This window comes from Candidatus Zixiibacteriota bacterium, assembly GCA_017999435.1.
Taxonomy (GTDB): Bacteria; Zixibacteria; MSB-5A5; order GN15; family FEB-12; genus JAGNLV01.
Window position 1 is genome coordinate 60,267 of the sequence record JAGNLV010000006.1, and the last position, 17,807, is coordinate 78,073.

Annotated in this window: 12 protein-coding genes; 6 read left to right on the plus strand and 6 right to left on the minus strand. The window is 64.5% G+C overall.

The annotated features are described in order from the left end of the window. Window positions 1–44: 44 nt before the first annotated feature. From KA261_13535 to glgP, 4 genes are all read right to left on the minus strand, one after another. Window positions 45–914, minus strand: coding sequence for a hypothetical protein (locus KA261_13535; protein ID MBP7698824.1), 870 nt, complete (start codon window positions 912–914; stop codon window positions 45–47). Window positions 915–1,187: 273 nt separating this feature from the next. Then, entirely contained in the window at window positions 1,188–3,326 is a 2,139-nt protein-coding gene (locus KA261_13540) for an insulinase family protein (protein MBP7698825.1), read from the minus strand. A 14-nt stretch (window positions 3,327–3,340) separates the two neighbouring features. After that, a complete protein-coding gene (locus KA261_13545; protein ID MBP7698826.1) occupies window positions 3,341–4,846 on the minus strand; it encodes an insulinase family protein in 1,506 nt (501 codons plus the stop codon). Between the two features lie 195 nt (window positions 4,847–5,041). After that, the gene (glgP, locus tag KA261_13550; protein ID MBP7698827.1) at window positions 5,042–7,600 is read right to left on the minus strand and encodes an alpha-glucan family phosphorylase; all 2,559 of its coding nucleotides are present in this window, start codon (window positions 7,598–7,600) and stop codon (window positions 5,042–5,044) included. A 263-nt stretch (window positions 7,601–7,863) separates the two neighbouring features. Here glgP and KA261_13555 point away from each other — a divergent pair, with 263 nt between their 5' ends. Genes KA261_13555 through KA261_13565 form a run of 3 tightly spaced genes read left to right on the plus strand, consistent with a single transcriptional unit; the run spans window position 7,864 to window position 11,375 of the window. Further along, window positions 7,864–9,018 (plus strand): ATP-dependent 6-phosphofructokinase, encoded by a 1,155-nt coding sequence (locus tag KA261_13555; GenBank protein MBP7698828.1) that lies wholly within the window; start codon window positions 7,864–7,866, stop codon window positions 9,016–9,018. A 31-nt stretch (window positions 9,019–9,049) separates the two neighbouring features. Further along, window positions 9,050–10,435, plus strand: coding sequence for an MBL fold metallo-hydrolase (locus tag KA261_13560; GenBank protein ID MBP7698829.1), 1,386 nt, complete (start codon window positions 9,050–9,052; stop codon window positions 10,433–10,435). A 19-nt stretch (window positions 10,436–10,454) separates the two neighbouring features. Beyond that, window positions 10,455–11,375: a TIGR00730 family Rossman fold protein gene (locus KA261_13565; protein ID MBP7698830.1), complete on the plus strand. Its 921-nt coding sequence runs from the start codon at window positions 10,455–10,457 to the stop codon at window positions 11,373–11,375. A gap of 54 nt (window positions 11,376–11,429) precedes the next feature. Here KA261_13565 and KA261_13570 read toward each other — a convergent pair whose 3' ends face one another. Further along, complete coding sequence (locus tag KA261_13570) at window positions 11,430–12,218, minus strand: nitroreductase family protein (GenBank protein MBP7698831.1); 789 nt, start codon at window positions 12,216–12,218, stop codon at window positions 11,430–11,432. Window positions 12,219–12,301: 83 nt separating this feature from the next. After that, entirely contained in the window at window positions 12,302–14,986 is a 2,685-nt protein-coding gene (locus tag KA261_13575; protein MBP7698832.1) for a zinc-dependent metalloprotease, read from the minus strand. A gap of 812 nt (window positions 14,987–15,798) precedes the next feature. Here KA261_13575 and arsB point away from each other — a divergent pair. Genes arsB through KA261_13590 form a run of 3 tightly spaced genes read left to right on the plus strand, consistent with a single transcriptional unit; the run spans window position 15,799 to window position 17,683 of the window. Next, window positions 15,799–16,908 carry an ACR3 family arsenite efflux transporter gene (gene arsB / locus KA261_13580; protein ID MBP7698833.1) on the plus strand — a complete coding sequence of 370 codons (1,110 nt, stop codon included), beginning with the start codon at window positions 15,799–15,801 and terminating at the stop codon, window positions 16,906–16,908. Continuing rightward, on the plus strand, window positions 16,908–17,246 hold the full coding sequence (locus KA261_13585; protein ID MBP7698834.1) for a metalloregulator ArsR/SmtB family transcription factor: 339 nt from the start codon (window positions 16,908–16,910) through the stop codon (window positions 17,244–17,246). The genes arsB and KA261_13585 overlap by 1 nt, the downstream gene beginning before the upstream one ends. Beyond that, window positions 17,243–17,683 (plus strand): arsenate reductase ArsC, encoded by a 441-nt coding sequence (locus KA261_13590; protein MBP7698835.1) that lies wholly within the window; start codon window positions 17,243–17,245, stop codon window positions 17,681–17,683. The genes KA261_13585 and KA261_13590 overlap by 4 nt, the downstream gene beginning before the upstream one ends. The last annotated feature ends 124 nt before the right edge of the window (window positions 17,684–17,807 follow it).

Consider the following 17,807-nt stretch of genomic DNA (forward strand, 5'->3'; position numbering starts at 1 on the left):
TGCAACAAGTATTCCGTTGCCCGGTTCCCTCGCGACGGCCCGTCTCAGTCGGCCGGCGGCGGGCCCCCGCGAAACAGAAACGCCACCATGCAGGTGAGGTCGCCGATTGTCGGCTGCGCCGGATCATTGCCCGACCCGTCGCAGTCGCACCGGACCGAGGGGCAACTGCCGCCCCGGAAGAGCAGGTTGGTCAAACAGGTGAGGTCGCCGATGCCGTAGGCGCCGTCGCCGTTGAAATCGCACATCAGGGGTTCCGGCAAGACCAGCTTGATCGACCCGGGCCCCATCACGACCAGCGTCGTATCCATCTCGTGGACGTAAATATCGTAGACATAGATCGAATCCCAGTCGGCCGTGTCCGGGTCGATCTGAACCCACCCGAGGCAGATATCTCCGTCCCAGGCGGTGCAGCGGTAGAAGAGCGTGTCGGGGACGGTGTCGACCACCACCATGCCAATGCTGTTGCCGCGGGGATCGGAGAAGGTGTAGGGACCGGTGACCGTGATGTTGCAGGTCAGGCCGCCGGTGGTGTCCGGTTGGGCAGCCGTGCTGAAGGGCAGGCGGGCCAGAACGGCCCCGTTCTGGGCGGGGATCCCGGGCGTCTCCGGTCCGCTGAACGGCAGGTTGGCTAGCGCGATCAGCCGGTAAATGCTGTGGTCTGCGCTGTCCCGGGCCAGGACCAGCTCAAATCCGGACAGAAGGGCGCCGGCGGTGTCGAAATCCGGTCCACTCAGATCGAACCAGACAAGGTCCGGGCGGTCTACCGATAGGCGAAATTCAAGGCCCGCAATGGTATCGACATAATTGCTCAAGTATAAATCCAACCAGGCCGCCGACTCGCCCGGCGAGGCGGTGGTGTCCTGGACATCAAATACGATTCGCGGAGAATCGGCCGCCGTTGATAGCGGGGCCATCAGGACTCCCAGCACTAGGAAGGCCAGGCTAATTCGATGCGCGTACGCCATAGGGTCAATCCTCGTTCAACTTGCCTGTTTCGCAACGAATTAGCGCTGGTTCTCCAGTCGGATCTCCTCGGCCACGGGTGCATGGCGGACCGGCCGTTGGTAGTAGTATCGGCATCCGCAAGATAGGGCAAATCAGGAAATTGTCAACGCCAATCGGGCAACAGAAAGCCGGCCGGGAGGGCCCGGCCGGCGCGATCTGACCAATGCTCGAAAGCCAACCGCTCACTGCGGCGGCGCGAAGACCTCGGCCGCTATCGCGGTGTTGACGTCGAACACGCTGATATTCTCTTCCATGATCTTCTGGCCGTTCAGTTCGGTCACCGTAACCGTCGGAAGAGTGATCTTGCCTTTCGGCTGCAGGTTGGAGTACTTCTCGGTGACCATACCCTCGCCCATCATGGTCTGATCGAAGTACATCTTGGCGGCCAGTGTATGACTGCCGGCGTCAAAGCCGAAGCGGGCGAGCTGCTCGCCGGAGGCGTCGAGGATGGCGACCCATTCGACCGGGGTTCCGCCGAGCTCTCCTCGGCCGTTGTAGACCGCCTTGTAGTACGGATTGCCATAGGCCTGGAAGACGCGGATAGTCTCGCGGAGGCGCTCTTTCTCGCCTTCGGCCACTTCATCCGCCGACAGGGGCACCATCTGGCCGGTTTGATCGGTCCTCCAGCCCTGCTGGCCGACCCGAAGGCTGATGATCTTCTGACCCATGATGCTGATTTCGGATTTCTCCTTGTCGGGGATGACTTCCCAGCTGTTGACTGTCGCGGGGAGCTCCTGGCCGCCCATCACGAGCTTGATGGAGCGGGTGCTGACGACACTGGTGACGCCGGCGAAGGCCTCCGTCCCGCCGTGGGCCGCAATGGCCTTGCCCAGGATCTCCATCCCCTTGGCGATGTTCGCATCGTTGACGACCAGTTCCTCCTGGTCGGCCTGCTGCGGCGCCGGAATCGATATGTCGACCGCCTCGATCGGACCCCAGCCGAGCGAATCGAGCGGCAGGTCGAACTTCTCCTTGTCGCCGACGACCAGGATGACCATGGAGTCCGGGTGGAGACTGCGTTTCGCGGCCGCCACGACATCGTCCTTGGTGGTCTGCTCCACGCGGGTTTTCTCGCGCTGGAGGAAGTCCTCGGGCAGGCCGTAGAAGTCGTAGCTCATGATCCGGCCGATCACCTCGCGGCGGGAATCGAAGTTGAACACGAACGAGTTCAGGTATCCGTCCTTGCCCTTCTTCATTTCCATGTCGGTCGGCGGCACCGTCTGCATCGAGCGGATCTGCTCGATCATGGCCCGGCAGGCTTTGACGGTGTTCCCCGGATCGGTCGAGGCCAGCGCGAAGAAGTACCCGGGATAGGCGGCGTTCGACACGTAGCGCCCGCCGGCCGAGTAGGCCAGACCCAGGCGGGTCCGGACTTCATCGGTGAGCCGGCTTCCGAATCCCAGCCCGAGGATCGAATTCATCACGATCTTGTCGGCATAGTCGGGGTCTTTCAGCATGCCGCCGAGATGTCCCATGCGGATGTACGACTGCTTGGCGCCTTTCTTTTCGGCGTAGTACACCTGTTTGCGCCACTGGTAGTCGACCACCGGGGGCGGCGGCACTGCCGCGGTCCCTTTCTTCCAATCGCCGAACAGCTTCTTGACCCGGGCGAGGACCTTGTTCTTGTCGAAGTCGCCGTAGATCGCCATCTGGATGTTCTCGGGACGCACATAGCGGTCGTGGAAAGCGACCAGGTCGTCGCGCGTGACCTTGTCGAGCGTGGCGTACTCCATAGTGCGGGCGTAGGGCGACTCGGCCCCGTAGATCAGCTTGCGGAACTCGCGGAGCGCGATCTCGGAAACCTCGTCGTTGCGGCGCGCGATGTTGGTTCGCGCCTGCACCATGGCCAGGTCGATCTTGTCCTGGTCGAACCGGGGGTAGCGGAGAACTTCGGCCAGCACAAGGAGGCCGGTGTCGGCGTAGTCGCTCAGCACGTTGACGAACGCGCCGCCCTCGACGTCCCCGAAATTGGTCTCGACCATGCCGCCGATTCCCTCGAGCAGCTCGTCAATCTGATCGCCGGTCCAGGTGCGCGTGCCGCCCGTCCGCATGACGGTGCCGGTGATTTCGGCCAGTCCGGCCTGATCGCCTGGCTCGAGGTAGGAGCCGGCGGCGAGGCGTACGTTGACGTTGAACAGCGGCAGCGACTTGTCCGTCAGCAGGTAGAGCCGCAGGCCGTTGTCGAGCTGGATCTTCTCGACTTTCGGAATCTCCAGCGGATTGAGCGGCGGGAAGGTGATGCTCTCGACGTCCTGGGCGGCCGCCGGCAACGCGAGCGCCGCCAGCCACCACAGGCACAGGAGGGTCGTCCATTTCTTCATGACACACTGCTCCCCTAACTCTGAACCGTGTTCAGGCAGACGACGGTCCGGTTGTTCTTGGTGAAGTACTTCTTGGCCACGCGCTGGATGTCCTCGGGGGTAACGCCGTTGATCCGGCCGAGCTCCTTGAACAGGGCGCGCCAGTCGCCCCAGTCATTCTGGGCGGAGGCCAGCTGCGAGGCCATGCCGAGGTTCGAGGTCAGGCCGTTGATGAAGTCGGCTTTGGCGCGGGCCTTGATCTCGGCCACGTCCTCCGCGGGGAGCAGCTCGTTCTGCAGCCGCTCGACCTCCACGTACACCTCGCTCTCGCACTCCTCGTTGGAGTGGTCGGCGGCCGGGATGACGCCGACCAGGGCCAGCGTCGGGTATTTCGAGGCGGGATAGCCGGCAAAGGCAAACACCTCGGCGGCGATCTTCTTCTCCTTCACAAGGTTCGTGTACAGGAGCGACGTGCGGCCCTGGCCGAGGTAGTCCATGAGCGCCTGCACCGCCGGCCAATCGGGGTGGGTGTACTCCGGCACGTGCCATGCCGCGGCGAAGAACGGCTGAGCCGGATCCTCAAGGATCACCCGCCGCTCGCCCTGCTGCTCGGGTTCCACCGTGGCGACCGGCTCCGGATTCGGCTTGGCCGGCATGCCGCCCCAGTACTGCTCGGCCAGCCGGAAGACCTCGTCCGGGTACACGTCGCCGCAAATGGCGATGATCATGTTGGACGGGACGTAGTACTTCTCAAAGAAGGCCTTGGCCGCGTCACGCGTGTAGTTCTTGATGTCCGACATGTGTCCCACGATCGAGATGCCGTAGGGGTGGGCCGTGAAAGCGGTCGATTTCAGGACGTCGATCGCCCGGCCGATCGGGTTGTTCTCGAGCGTCTGGCGGCGTTCCTCGGCGATCACCTCGCGTTCGCGGTACATCTCGCGGAGCACGGGCTGGTTGAACCGGGCCGACTCCATCGCCATCCACAGCTCGAGCTTGTTCGAGGGCAGGCTCATGATGTAGCTGGTCTGGTCCATGCCGGTCCCGGCATTGAGGTTGACCGCCCCGTGGCGCTCGAGGATGTTGTCGAATTCGTTGGGCACGACGACCCGGTTGGCCGCCTCGATGGCCTCGTCAAAGGCCTTCTGGAGAGCCGCCAGGCGGGTCGAATCCGCCTGCGCGCCCTTTTTCCGCTCGGCGCGGAGCTCGTAGAAAATCGAATCCTCCACCTTCATCAACTGCAGTTCCGTGTCGATGTCCTGGGTGCCGACCTGGCGCGTGCCTTTGAAGGCCATGTGCTCGAACATGTGCGCCAGTCCGGTGTACTCCTTCGGGTCGTCCACGCCGCCGACATCGACGTACGTGACGAAGGACGCGACCGGCGCCTCGTGACGCTCCATGACGATGATTTTCAGGCCGTTGGCGAGGGTGTGTTCCGACACCGTCTTCTCGATCTTCTGAAAATCGAAGGCGAAGACCAACGGCGCGGAGACGAGGGCGAGGCAGGCGATCGCCGTGCCCGCTCGCAGGATCATGCGTCTCATCAGTACCTCCATATAGTTATGTCGCATTCCGGCAAAAGTCAGACTAATGTAGGGAACGGGGGAGAAGCTGTCAAGCGGCAGGCTGGCGGCGGCGGGGGGGGCGTCCCGGCGAGCCGCGGACGGGGCGGGCGCCGGACAAAAGAAAGGCGGCAGGCCGAAAGCCTGCCGCCGCCATCTGCCGCCGCACTCGGCACCCTACCACCAACTGATGAGGCGGGGTTTGAAGACGTGGGGGAGTGCGTCGTTGCGGGGGATGATCCGCGCCTTGATCCCGAACCGGCCCGACTCCGTGCACTCGACCTCAGCGGCGAACGTGTACGTGCCGCCGCCGTCGACCGGCTTGACCAGCTTGGCCGGCACCGAGCGGTAGTTCACGAGCTGCTCCTGAGAGTTCAGCCGCCCGGCGACCAGTTCGACAGACACGTCGTCGGGCGTGATCGCCCCCAGGAAAACGTCGGCTTCGATCGGGAGTTTCTGGCCCACGTAGACGGTGGCGCCGACGTCGGGAATGCGGACGTCGTTGATCGCCAGCGTTCCCCAGCCGGCCCGCATCCGGTCGAGCCAGGCGGTCAGGCTCCGGGTCTTCGCGAAGTTGTTGTCGCGGAGCTGGCGGGCAGAGTGGATGGCGCGGACGTAGAATTCGTCGGTGTAATTGCGCAGCATCCCCTGGGCCGCGAACTCCTCGCCGGCCATCTGCACGGCCGCCTTCATCTTCTGGATCCACTTCTCCGGCAGGCCGACGCCGTTCCGGTTGTGGAAGAGCGGCACCACCTCGCGCTCGAGCACGTCGTAGAGCATTTCGGCTTCGAGGCGGTCCTGAATCTCGACGTTTTCGTACTCCTCGCCGTTGCCGATTTTGAAGCCGCGCTCGTCGCTGTACCCCTCGGCCCACCAGCCGTCGAGCACCGACACGTGGAGCGCCCCGTTGAGGGCGGCCTTCATGCCCGAAGTGCCCGAGGCTTCCTGCGGCCGGCGCGGGTTGTTCAGCCAGACGTCCGCTCCCTGCACCATGTAGCGGGCGACGTTGATGTCGTAGTCCTCGAGGAAAATGATGCGGTTGCGGAAGCGCTCCTCGCTGATGACGCCGACGATGTACTTGATGATTTCCTTGCCGGGGTTGTCCAGCGGGTGCGCCTTCCCGGAAAAGATCAGCTGCACCGGGCGCTTTTCATCGTTGACCAGGCGTTCCAGGCGGGCGAGGTCGGCGAAGATGAGGCTGCCGCGCTTGTAGGTCGAAAACCGCCGGGCAAAGCAGATGGTGAGGGCCTGGGGATCGAGCAACTGCTCGGCGCGCTGGATATACAGCTGCGAGGCGCCCCGGCGCTGCAGCTGCTGTTTGAGGCGCTTGCGGGCGAAAAAGATGAGTCGCTCGCGCCGCCGGTTGTGGGTGCGCCAGAGCTCCATGTCGGGAATCTTCTGCACCCGCTTCCACACCTCCGGCGCCCCCGGCCGCTCGCGGTAGCGGGGGCCGAGGTACGATTCGTAGAGCTCGTCCATGTCGTGGGAAATCCACGACTGCGTGTGCACGCCGTTGGTGATCGCCTTGATCGGAACTTCCTCAATCGGCAGGCCGGGCCAAATGTTGTGCCACATCTCGCGCGACACCCGGCCGTGCAGTTTCGACACGCCGTTGGCGAAGGCGGACGTCTTGAGCGCGGCCACCGTCATGCCGAACGGTTCCGATTCATCCTCCGGCATCACCCGGCCGAGGGTGAGAAAATCCTTCCACGGCACGCCGAGCGAAGCCAGGAAGTCGCCGAGGTAGCGGTGCACGAGGACGGGGTCGAACTGCTCGTTGCCGGCCGGCACCGGGGTATGGGTCGTGAACACCGTCGTCGCCCACACATACTGGAGCGCCTCGTTGTAGCTTAGCCCCTGCTCCTGCATGAGAATCCGCAGCCGTTCGAGGGCGAGAAACCAGGAGTGCCCCTCGTTCATGTGGAAGATGGCGGGCTCGATCCCCAGCGCCCGCAGGGCCCGGACCCCGCCGATTCCCAGAAGGATTTCCTGGCGGATGCGCATGTCCTTGTCGCCCCCGTAGAGGACCGATGTGATCTCCCGGTTCTTGGTCGAATTCTCCGGGATATTGGTGTCGAGCGCGTACATCGGGATGAGGCCGACGGTTGTCTTCCAGACCTGGACGTGCACCGGGGCGCCGGCCATCTGCACGGTGATCCGGAGCGGCTGGCCGTTGGCGTCCTTGACCAGCTCCACCGGCATGTGGTACCAGTCGTTCTCCTCGTAGCGCTCCTGCTGCCAGCCGTCGGACGACAGGAACTGGCGGAAGTAGCCGTAGCGGTAGAGGAGCGCCACCGCGGTCATGGGGAGGCCGATGTCGGAGGCCGATTTCAGCGTGTCCCCCGAGAGCACCCCGAGGCCGCCGGAGTACACGGGCAGACTCGTATCCAGGCCGTACTCGAGGGAGAAGTAGGCGATGCGCTCCCCCTCGTACTGGCCGTACTTGTAGTGGAACCACTTTTTGGCCTTCAGGTAGTCCTGGTACTTGTCGTACACGCGGTGGAGGGCGGCGACGAAAGCGTCGTCATCGGCGGCGCGCTGGAGGGCGTCCTGGGGCAGACGCGACAGCATCTCCACCGGGTTCTGGTAGCACTGCTCCCACATCTCGGCGTCCAGCCGGATGAACAGCTTCACCAGGTCCCAGCTCCAGGCGTACCACAGATTCTGCGCCAATTCCTGCAGGGGCAGGAGGCGCTCCGGCAACTTCGGGAGGACAAAGAATTGACGTACTCGCATCGCTCTCCTACGCTTCCGCGGGTCGGACGGTCCCGGGGCTAGATAATTGTTCGGCAGCGGCGAATGCAACCATAAACTTCCCGGCTCCCGGACCGCGCGGGGTCCTCTGGCCGGGTTGTCGGTCCTCCTCATGTGATCGGCTCGTCGGGCGGTTTGGTTCACTCCCCGCCGCGACAATCCCCGGCCGGTCCCTCAAGCTCTCGGCCGGCCGGGCCGACAAATATTTAGGTTGTTTTTAACCCCCTCCCGGCCTTGTTTACAGCATGGCAAAATCGGTGAAACGAATCGGTGTGCTAACCGGCGGGGGCGACTGCCCCGGCCTCAACGCGGTCATTCGGGCGATCGTCAAGACCGCCGATAACGAGTATGACTGGAACGTGATCGGGTTCCTCGACGGCTACGAGGGACTCATCGACAACCGGTACCGGGAGCTGGCCGGCAGCGACGTCTCCGGGATCCTAACCCTCGGCGGCACCATCCTCGGAACCTCCAACCAGGCCGACCCCTTCCACTACCCGGTCCTCCAGGACGAGGGGTTCATCTACCTGGACCGGTCGAGCCAGGCGATCCGGAATTTTGAGAAACTGGGGCTCGACACCCTGGTGGCGATCGGCGGCGACGGCACCATGGCCGCTTCCGCCCGCATGATGGAGAAGGGCCTTCCCGTCGTGGGCGTCCCCAAGACCATCGACAACGACCTCTGGGGCACCGACGTCACCTTCGGCTTCGATTCCGCCATGGCCACTGCAACCGAAGCGGTCGACCGGATCCACACGACCGCCCAATCCCACCACCGGGTGATGATCATCGAGGTGATGGGGCGGTACGCGGGGTGGCTGGCCCTCGGCTCCGGCATCGCCGGCGGAGGCGACATCATTCTCCTGCCTGAATTCCCCTACGATATCGACAGCGTCTGCGGCGCCATCAAGGCCCGGAACGCGGCCGGCAAGCGGTTCTCGATCGTGGTGGTGGGGGAGGGGGCGAAGCCTCACGGCGGGGACCTGGTGGTCGAGCGGCGCATCGAGACCTCGCCTGACAAGATCCGTCTGGGCGGGATCTCGCGCCAGGTCGCCGCCCAGATCGAGGGGCTCACCAACATCGAGTGCCGCGTGACCATCCTCGGCCACCTGCTCCGGGGCGGGTCGCCGACGCCGCGCGACCGGCTGCTCGCCACCCGCTTCGGCTCGGAGGCGGTCCACCTCATCGCCCGCGGCGAGACCGGGCGGATGGTCGCCATGCGCAGCGGCGACATCGGCGCCGTGCCGATTGTCGACGTCGCCGGACGCCTGCGCGTCGTAACCCCCGACCACCCCTGGGTCCGGGCCGCCCGCTCGTTGGGCATCTCGCTCGGCATTCCCCCCGACGCCCGCCCGGAAGACTTCTTCGCCGCGCCCAAGCAGAAGGCCGGAAAACTGTAGCGGACACCACCGAGGGAAGGCAGGCATTGTCTTGATCACGCTCTCCTTTCACGGCGCCGCCGGCACCGTGACCGGTTCCAAGTATCTGGTGACTGTCAACGACGCCCAGGTGCTCATCGACTGCGGCATGTTTCAGGGCCCGCGCGACCTGCGGCTGAAGAACTGGGAGATGCCCCCCTTCGACCCCAAAGCCCTCGAGGCGGTCATCGTCACCCACGCCCACATCGACCACATCGGCTACCTCCCGCGGCTCGGGCGCATGGGATTCCACAAGGCGATCTTCGCCACGCCGCCCACCGTCGAACTGGCCCGCCTTGCGCTCAAGGACGCCGCCTACCTCCAGGAGGAAGACGCGGCTTACCGCAATAAGAAGAAACTGACGCGTTACGAGAAGGCCCTGCCGCTGTTCGACGAAGACGACGTGGCGCGGATCGACGAACAGTATGTGGACGAGCGGTTCGGGAAGTGGGTGGTGGCGGCCGAGGGTATCCGCTTCCGCTACCACATTGTCGGGCACATCCTCGGCGCGGCCTGTGTCGAGGTGGCGGCCGACGACGGCGGACGCGCGGTGTCCATCCTGTTTTCCGGCGACGTTGGGCGGTACGGCAACCCGCTCACTCGCAATCCGGGCGAGCCGCCCGTGACCGACTACCTCGTCTGCGAATCGACTTACGGCGGGCGGATTCACGAACCCGAGGATCCCTATTTCGAGTTCGCCAACCTGATCAACGAGGTGGTGGAGCGGCGCTCCATCCTGCTCGTCCCCGCCTTCGCCATCGGCCGCACCCAGCAGATCGTCTACCTGGTGAACGACCTCATCACCCACGGCCGCGTGCCGCCGATCGACATCCACATCGACTCCCCCATGGCCGTCACCGCCACCGAGCTCTACGTCAAGTACGCCGACTACCACGCGATCGACCTCCGGCGCCTGGCGGGGGAGGACTGCGTGCTCCACGGCCCCCGCGTTTTTCTCCACCGCGAGCGAGCCGATTCCAAGGAGTTGAACAAGCTGCGCGGCCCGGCCATCATCCTCTCCGCCAGCGGCATGCTCACCGGCGGGCGCATTCTCCACCACCTCATCCAGCGCCTCCCCGATCCCAAGAACATCGTCGCCCTCGTCGGCTACATGGCCGAGGGGACGCTGGGGCGGCGGCTTGAGGAGGGCGCGGCCAGCGTGTATATTCACAAGCAGCCGGTGGAGGTGCGGGCGAAGGTGGTCAAACTGCACAGCCTCTCCGCGCACGCCGACTACCACGAGATGCTGCACTGGCTGGAGCCGGTCAGCCGCCGGCCGCGGACTGTCTTTTGCACCCACGGCGAGGAGTCGCAGTTGGCGGCGATGGCCGGGCACCTGAGAGACGAACGGGGTTGGGAGTGCCGCATCCCCAGGCTCCACGAAAGCGTTGAACTGTAACGGCAGGAGAGGATCGACCATGGCCAGAAAGCCGCATGCCCACGACAAGGCCCCGCGGCCGCGTCTCACCAAGACCGAGATGACCCGACGTCTGAAACGGACGCCTGCGTACCGCCTCGCATACAAGGATCTCGATTTCCTGAGCACCGAGGACTGCCGCCCCATCCGGCTCGAACTCGAACTGCTCAAGCCGGAGCTGCTCCTGCGACAGAACAACATCGTCTCCACCATCGTCGTCTTCGGGAGCACGCGCATTCACGATCCGGCGGAGGCCCGGCGGGCGGTGGTCCGGCTGGAACGGCTGGTCCGGCGCGCGCCGCACGACCCTCAACTCCGCCGCCGCCTGCGCATCGCCCGTTCGGTCGAGGCCAAGTCGCACTACTATGAAGCGGCCCGCGAATTCGGCCGCATCGTCTCGGAGGAGAGCCAGGGGAATACCGAGAATCCCTACGTCATCGTCACCGGCGGCGGCCCCGGGATCATGGAGGCGGCCAACCGGGGCGCGCACGATGTCGAGGCCAAGAGCATCGGCCTCAACATCACCCTGGCCACCGAGCAGGAGCCCAATCCGTATATCACGCCGGAGCTGTGCATGCAGTTCCACTATTTCGCGGTCCGCAAGATGCACTTCATGCTCCGCGCCCGCGCCCTCGTCGCCTTTCCCGGCGGCTACGGCACGCTCGACGAGCTCTTCGAAGCCCTCACGCTGGTCCAGACGGGTGTGATGAAACCGCTGCCGATCATCCTGTTCGGTGAGGACTACTGGCGGGGCCTGATCAATTTCGACTACCTCGTTGACCAGGGGGTCATCGACCAGGATGATCTCAACCTCTTCGTGTTTGCCGACACCGCCCGCGACGCCTGGGAGTACATCAAGTACTTCTACGCCGAGGAAAACAACAACCACGGCATCCGCGACCGCCGCCGTCCGCGGCCGTGACATCCGGCCGGGAGCCGCAGCGGCCGTCCGCCGACAGCCCGCCGACCGACCGCTCTACGAGCGCAGCAGTCCCCGTTCCCGCAGGAAAGCCTCCAGGTGCGGCCGCCGCACCTGCGGATCCTCGCTCGCCAGCCGCCGGGCAGTGTGTTCCGACCAGGTGTAGCGGCCGGAGAATCCCGGGTAGCGCTCCGGTTCGACCGGTCGCGCCCGCAGGTAGCCGAGGCGGTCGAGCGTGTCGTCGTACTCCGCCACGGCGAGGTCGAAGTCCCGGTCCGAATACTCCTCCCGAAACAGCACGGCCGCCAACGGGAGCCGGGGTTTGACTTTCGGCGGCTCGGCCGGTTCCCCCAGCGACATGCCCATGACCGGGTAGACCAGGCGGGGCAGGCCGAGCAGATCGCAGACGTCGGCCGGGTGGTTGCGGACGCCGCCCACCATCACGCCGCCGAATCCCATCGCCTGCGCCGCCAGGAGCGCCCGCCCCGCCGCCAGCGCGGCGTCCCCCGTGGCCACCAGGAGCAGCTCCAGGTCGCCCCCGTGAAACGGATACCCGCGCGCCTCGTTCAGACGGCTCAGGCGGTGGAGATCGGCGCAGAAAACGAGGAAGAGGGGGCAGGCCGCGACGTGCGCCTGGTTGCCCGCCAGTTCCGCCAGCCGCGCTTTCCTGCCCCGGTCGCGCACAGCGACAATCGAGTAGGCCTGCAGGTTCGACGACGTCGGCGAACGCTGCGCCGTGGCGGCAATCAACCGCTCCTGCTCCTCCGAAATCTCCCGGCCCGTAAATTTGCGGCAGGAGCCGTGGGAATTGAGAAAGGCCAGCAGTTCTTCTTCCATGCGATCCATAGCCTCCTTTGAACAAGGGGCGGGAAAGCTGCCTTTCCCGCCCCGCATAAACGCACGGAGGATGCCACGGCCGGGGGCCGCGACTACATTTTCGAATATTGGCGCATGGCGCCCTTGGCGGCGTCGATCTGGCGGACCACTTCTTTGCAGTGGGCCAGCGACATGCCGTCGAGCTTGCCGGACGCCGCCGCCCTGGCCGCAGCCGTCCCGATCAGGTCGAGGTCGTTGGCCGCCAGCGTCCGCGCATCCGAGGGAAACGCCGCCGCATCGCTCAGGTAGATCTGGATCAGGCGCTGCAGGTGCAGCAACTGGAGCTGCCGCCGGAAGCTGTTGATCGTCTGGGCCTGCGCCAGCTCGCTCCAGATCGAACCGCGCACGTCGCTGAACATGTCGTACATCGTGTAGCGGTCGGCCGCCGGGGCCACGCGGGCGAGGTTGTTGCGGAGGCGCCCGAGGGTAAGCGGGTCATAGAGCCGGCTGAGGACGGCGTTCTGCATGCCCAACCAGATCTCGTGGAGCGGATAGTCGATCTGCTGGGTCGTCCAGATGCTCCCGCTGAAGTCGGACTCCCGTTCCGGCTGGAGCTTGTTCACCAGGTCGGCCGGGAGGGTGAAAGCATCGGCGGCGAAGATGTTGTCCTGAAGGAATTTCATCGCACGCCGCTGTTCGGCCGCCGGTACCGGTGTGAACGGCGTCACCCCCGCCGTGTCGCCGACGTGGTAGCGGTTGTGGTGAATGCCGCCGACATAGCGGCAGATGTACCCGGCCGCCTCGCTGTAGGCACGCCAGCCGGTCTGGAACGCCCGAAGCACCGTCTGGTACCCCTCGCCGCTGCGCTCGAACTCCTTCACCGTGTGATGCCAGAGCTGCTTGGTCAGGGCCAGTTTGTGCTCGCAGAACGCCACGTTGTCGTCGCCGTGGTCGAATGTGAGGCACTGAGGGTCGATCCCCTTGGTGCTGGTGCCGAACGCGTCCTCGTCGGTCCCGTAGGCCAGGAGCGGGTCGGCGGCGCGGCCGGCGATCGCCGCGAGCTTGTCCTTCTCCTCCAGCGGCGAGGCCACCGGGCCAAAATCAGCGTAGCCGTATTCGATTACCCAGTAGTCGTAGGGACCGGGGACGGAGGCGTAGAATTCCCCCTGAGGCTGGCCGACCGCGCCGATATTCGGTGGTGTGTAGTCCATGATGCTCCCGGTGGTTCCGTGCACGGTCGTAAAACTGCGGTCGCCGAGCTGGGCGAGCGAGTAGACGGTCGAGCCTTTGTAGTTGTGCCGGAGGCCGAGCGTGTGCCCCACCTCATGCGCCACCAGTTCTACCAGGTAGGCATGGACATACTCGCGGGTGAGCGAATCTTTCTCGGCCAGGCTCCCGGCGCCCGACAGCAGGTAGGTCAGGCCGACGGCCGCCTCTTTGGCCGATTCCCGGTCGTAGTCGCACCCGTAGCCGTACGCGTCGTTGTATTTCCGCCACTCTTCCAGCGGGTCGGGCGATTCCGGGAATCTCCCGTCGAACGACACCGGCTTGATGAAGTACTCCATGTTGTTGAACATGTAGCGGATGAAGTCGGCGGAGACGCGGATGTCGGCGTCGTAAATCTGCCCGGTGAAGGGATTGGCGCGGCTTGGGCCGACCGCGTAGCCGGCCCCCGGCATGACCATCCAGCGCACCGTGTTGTAACGCACGTCCGCCGGATCCCAGTCCGCCGTGTCGGGCATCTGTTTGGCCACCACCGCGTTGCGGAACCCGATCCGCTCGTAGGCCTTGTTCCAGAACTCGATCCCCTCGGCCACCGCGTCCCGGTACTCGACCGGCCAGGTGTTCTCCACCCAGAACACGATCGGCTCGACCGGCTCCGATATCCTCGCCTCCGGGTTCTTCTTCTTCAGGTTCCAGCGATTGATGTAGCGGACGTAGGGACTGTAAGTGTCCATGCGTGTGTAGTCCATGTACATCGTCTGGAAATACCCCACCCGGTCATCGGCCAGGCGCGGTACGTAGTCGGTCTCGGGCAGCGTCGAGAGCGAGTAGTGGATCGTGTGGAACATGCTGTAGGGGTTCTGCATCGTCTCGCCGTTCATCGGCTTGTTCGAACCGTAGTGGAGCCGGACGTCGATCTCCGTATTCTGCGGGAATGACTTGACCTGCGTAAAATAGCTGTTCTTCTGGTCGAACCGGAGGCCCATCTGGGCCGCCTGGCCGAGGAAGTAGCTGAGGTTCTGGGCGTCCTGAACGAACAAATCGGCCGGATCCACCAGAATCGTCCCCGAGTCGTTCGGGAGCGACTTGACCGTGGTCGAGGCCCACAGCCCGTCGGAGATGCCATGCTGGACCGCGCGATACGACGGCGATGCGGTGTCGGCCTGCAGGCGGAGATTCTTCTCCATCATCTGTACCGTCTTGCCGACCTTGGCGAAATAGAACGGGAACGACTCGCCCATGGAGCCGTTGTCGAAAAACGCCCCTTCGGCGGCCGACCGGGTCTGCCCGAGAAGGTAGATCGGGCCGAACTGGCTCGGCTTGATCGCCATGAGCCAGGTGTCGTCGGTGGTGTCCTTGTAGAACGTGAACAGCCCCTCAACCGCCACCTTGTTCTTGGTCAATTCGGCGAAGGGCTTCTCCGCCTTGCCGCCGTCCGGCCGGGGGGCCGCGTCGGCTTTCGGGGCCTCCTTGGCGCCGAACGTACGCACCCGCCGTCCGGCCTGGGCATCGGTCACCGCACCCGCCAACAGCGACAGGCACAAGGCGGCGACGCCGATCAGTCTTGCGCGCATGACAACTCCTCGGAATGTGAAAAGGAATATGTGTGAGACGATCGTTTGCATCCGGTCAAATGGCCGTATCCGCTTGCATTATTAGCACTAATACGGGGCCGACGCCGGATATGTTCCCGCCCCCCGGCCGTTTTTGCCCGGCCTAATTTCCTCCCGCAACCGGGGTCGCCGACCCGGGCCGAATCTCGCCGGCCGCCTTCGCACGCCCGCACCCTGACAGCCGGTGGCGCCCGCGACCACGCGTATGATTCCGTGGAATCTCACAGGGTCGGAACCTCAGCGGCCGGGGCTCATGCACTATTAACCGCGAATCCCACGGTGGGTGCGGACAAGGGACCGGGCAACGGCTTTCCGCATCGCTTTGCGTTGGGCCGGAACGAACCCACGCCGATCAGGCCGGTGACGAGCGCGATCTTTAACGAGCCGGACCAGATGATGCGTACGCCTGTAAGCAATTAACAGTCGGCGCGTTAGTGTCGGGTCGAGGGGAACGCTCCTGATGACGCGGGTAACCCGGTTTCGGCCGAGATGAATCTCTATCGCTTCCACGCCGGCAATTCCGTGCAGACGGAGAAGCTACAGCTCACGAGGCGGAGAGCTCTTCCCCGACACCGTGGACTCGGGGCAGGCCGGCACGGTGTGCCGAACATCTCTGGTTGTCCCTCCGCGCCGCCAGGCCGGGTCTTTCGGAATCCGGCCGCCCACTGATTGCGAAGCTGGCTCGGCGGCCGCTGAATTTGTCCGCGCCACTTGGGTTATCCGGCTTGACGGCGCGGATTGGCACCCTCATATTCGCATAAGCGGATACAAGGATGATACCGTCCTGGCTCGAAAGTGAGGAGCAACTGCGCGTGGCGAAGCACGAACCTAAGCGACTCTCATTTCTGGACCGCTATCTCACGCTCTGGATATTCCTCGGCATGGCGGCCGGGGTCGGGCTCGGTTATCTGGTCCCCTCGGTCGAGGGATTCATCAACCGGTTCCAGGTTGGCACGACCAACATTCCCATAGCGCTCGGCCTGATACTGATGATGTACCCGCCGCTGGCCAAGGTGAAGTATGAGGAGCTGGGCGATGTGTTTCGCAACGTTCGGGTTCTCAGCCTCTCGCTGGTGCAGAACTGGGTGATCGGACCGGTGCTCATGTTTCTCCTTGCGGTGGTCCTCCTGCGCGGCTACCCGGAGTACATGACCGGCCTCATAATGATCGGCCTCGCCCGGTGCATCGCCATGGTCATCGTCTGGAACGAACTGGCCAAAGGCGACACCGAATACGCCGCCGGTCTGGTCGCATTCAACTCGATCTTCCAGGTGCTGTTCTATTCGGTCTACGCCTGGATCTTCATCACGGTTCTGCCGCCGCTGTTCGGCCTCAAGGGGTCGCTGGTCGACGTGCGCATGGGCCAGATCGCGGAATCGGTCTTCATTTACCTCGGCATTCCCTTCCTGGCCGGCATGCTGACCCGCCTTCTTGTCCTCAAGACCAAAGGGCGAGCCTGGTACGAACAGAAGTTCATACCCAAGATCAGCCCCGTGACGCTCATCGCCCTTTTGTTCACGATCGTGGTGATGTTCAGCCTGAAGGGGGATCTCATCGTCCGGATTCCGCTTGACGTCGTGCGCATAGCGGTGCCGCTGCTGATCTATTTCGTCGTCATGTTTCTGGTCAGCTTTTGGCTGGGCCGCCGGATCGGCGCGGACTATTCCAAGACGGCCACCCTGTCATTTACGGCGGCGTCGAACAACTTTGAACTGGCGATCGCAGTCGCCGTGGCGGTCTTCGGCATCAATTCCGGGGTCGCCTTTGCCGCGGTGATCGGACCGCTGGTCGAGGTGCCGGTGCTCATCTCGCTGGTCGGTCTCGCGCTCCATTTCCGACGACGGTACTTTGACGAGAAGACCGCCGGGGCGGAGGCGCCGTGATCAAGCACCACGAGCTGTTCAAGGGGCTCGGCGACCCCACCCGGCTGCGCATCGTCGCTCTCCTGCTGGTGCGGGAGCTGTGCGTGTGCGATCTCATGGCGGTGCTGCGATTGCCGCAGTCTACCGTATCCCGGCATATGATCCGCCTGAAGGGCGCCGGTTTGGTTCAGGATCGCCGGGAAGGGAAGTGGGTGCACTACCGCCTCAAATCGAACCCGATCGTCAGCGACCTGCGCCGGTTTCTAAAAAGCCACGTGACCGACGCCGAACAATTCAGGAAAGACGCCGCCGGTTTGGCGCGGTACAGCCGGACCAAGCGCGGTGCACCGGCACAATGAGCGGGAAGATGCGCATCTTGGTCCTCTGCACGGGGAACTCCTGCCGGTCTCAGATTGCCGAGGGACTCTTCCGCCATTACGGCGGCGGGCAAGTCGGGGTCTATTCGGCCGGACTGGAGCCCAAGGGGGTGAATCCGCGAGCCGTCCAGGTTATGCGCGAGATCGGCATCGACATCGCGGGCCACACGTCCGACCACCTGTCGCAGTATCTGGAACGGTCGTTCGATTTCGTCATCACGGTGTGCGACAACGCGGCCACCAACTGCCCCGTCTTCCCCGGCGCCGCGACAAAGTTGCACTGGCCGTTTGCCGACCCGGCGAACGCGACCGGCTCGGAGGAAGAGATCACCGCATCCTTCCGCAGCGTTCGGGACCACATCGAACTGACCGTGAAGAGATGGCTTAGCGAGGCGCTGGGCAGAGGTGAGGGCGCTTGACGGACTCGCGAGCCCGCTCGCGACAGCGGTGAGGGTTGAGCCGGGCACCGCCCCGGCGGATTCCGCGTGTGGATCTGTGCGGCGTCTGGTGATGACGCTCAGAGCTATCCTCTGATTTTTCCCC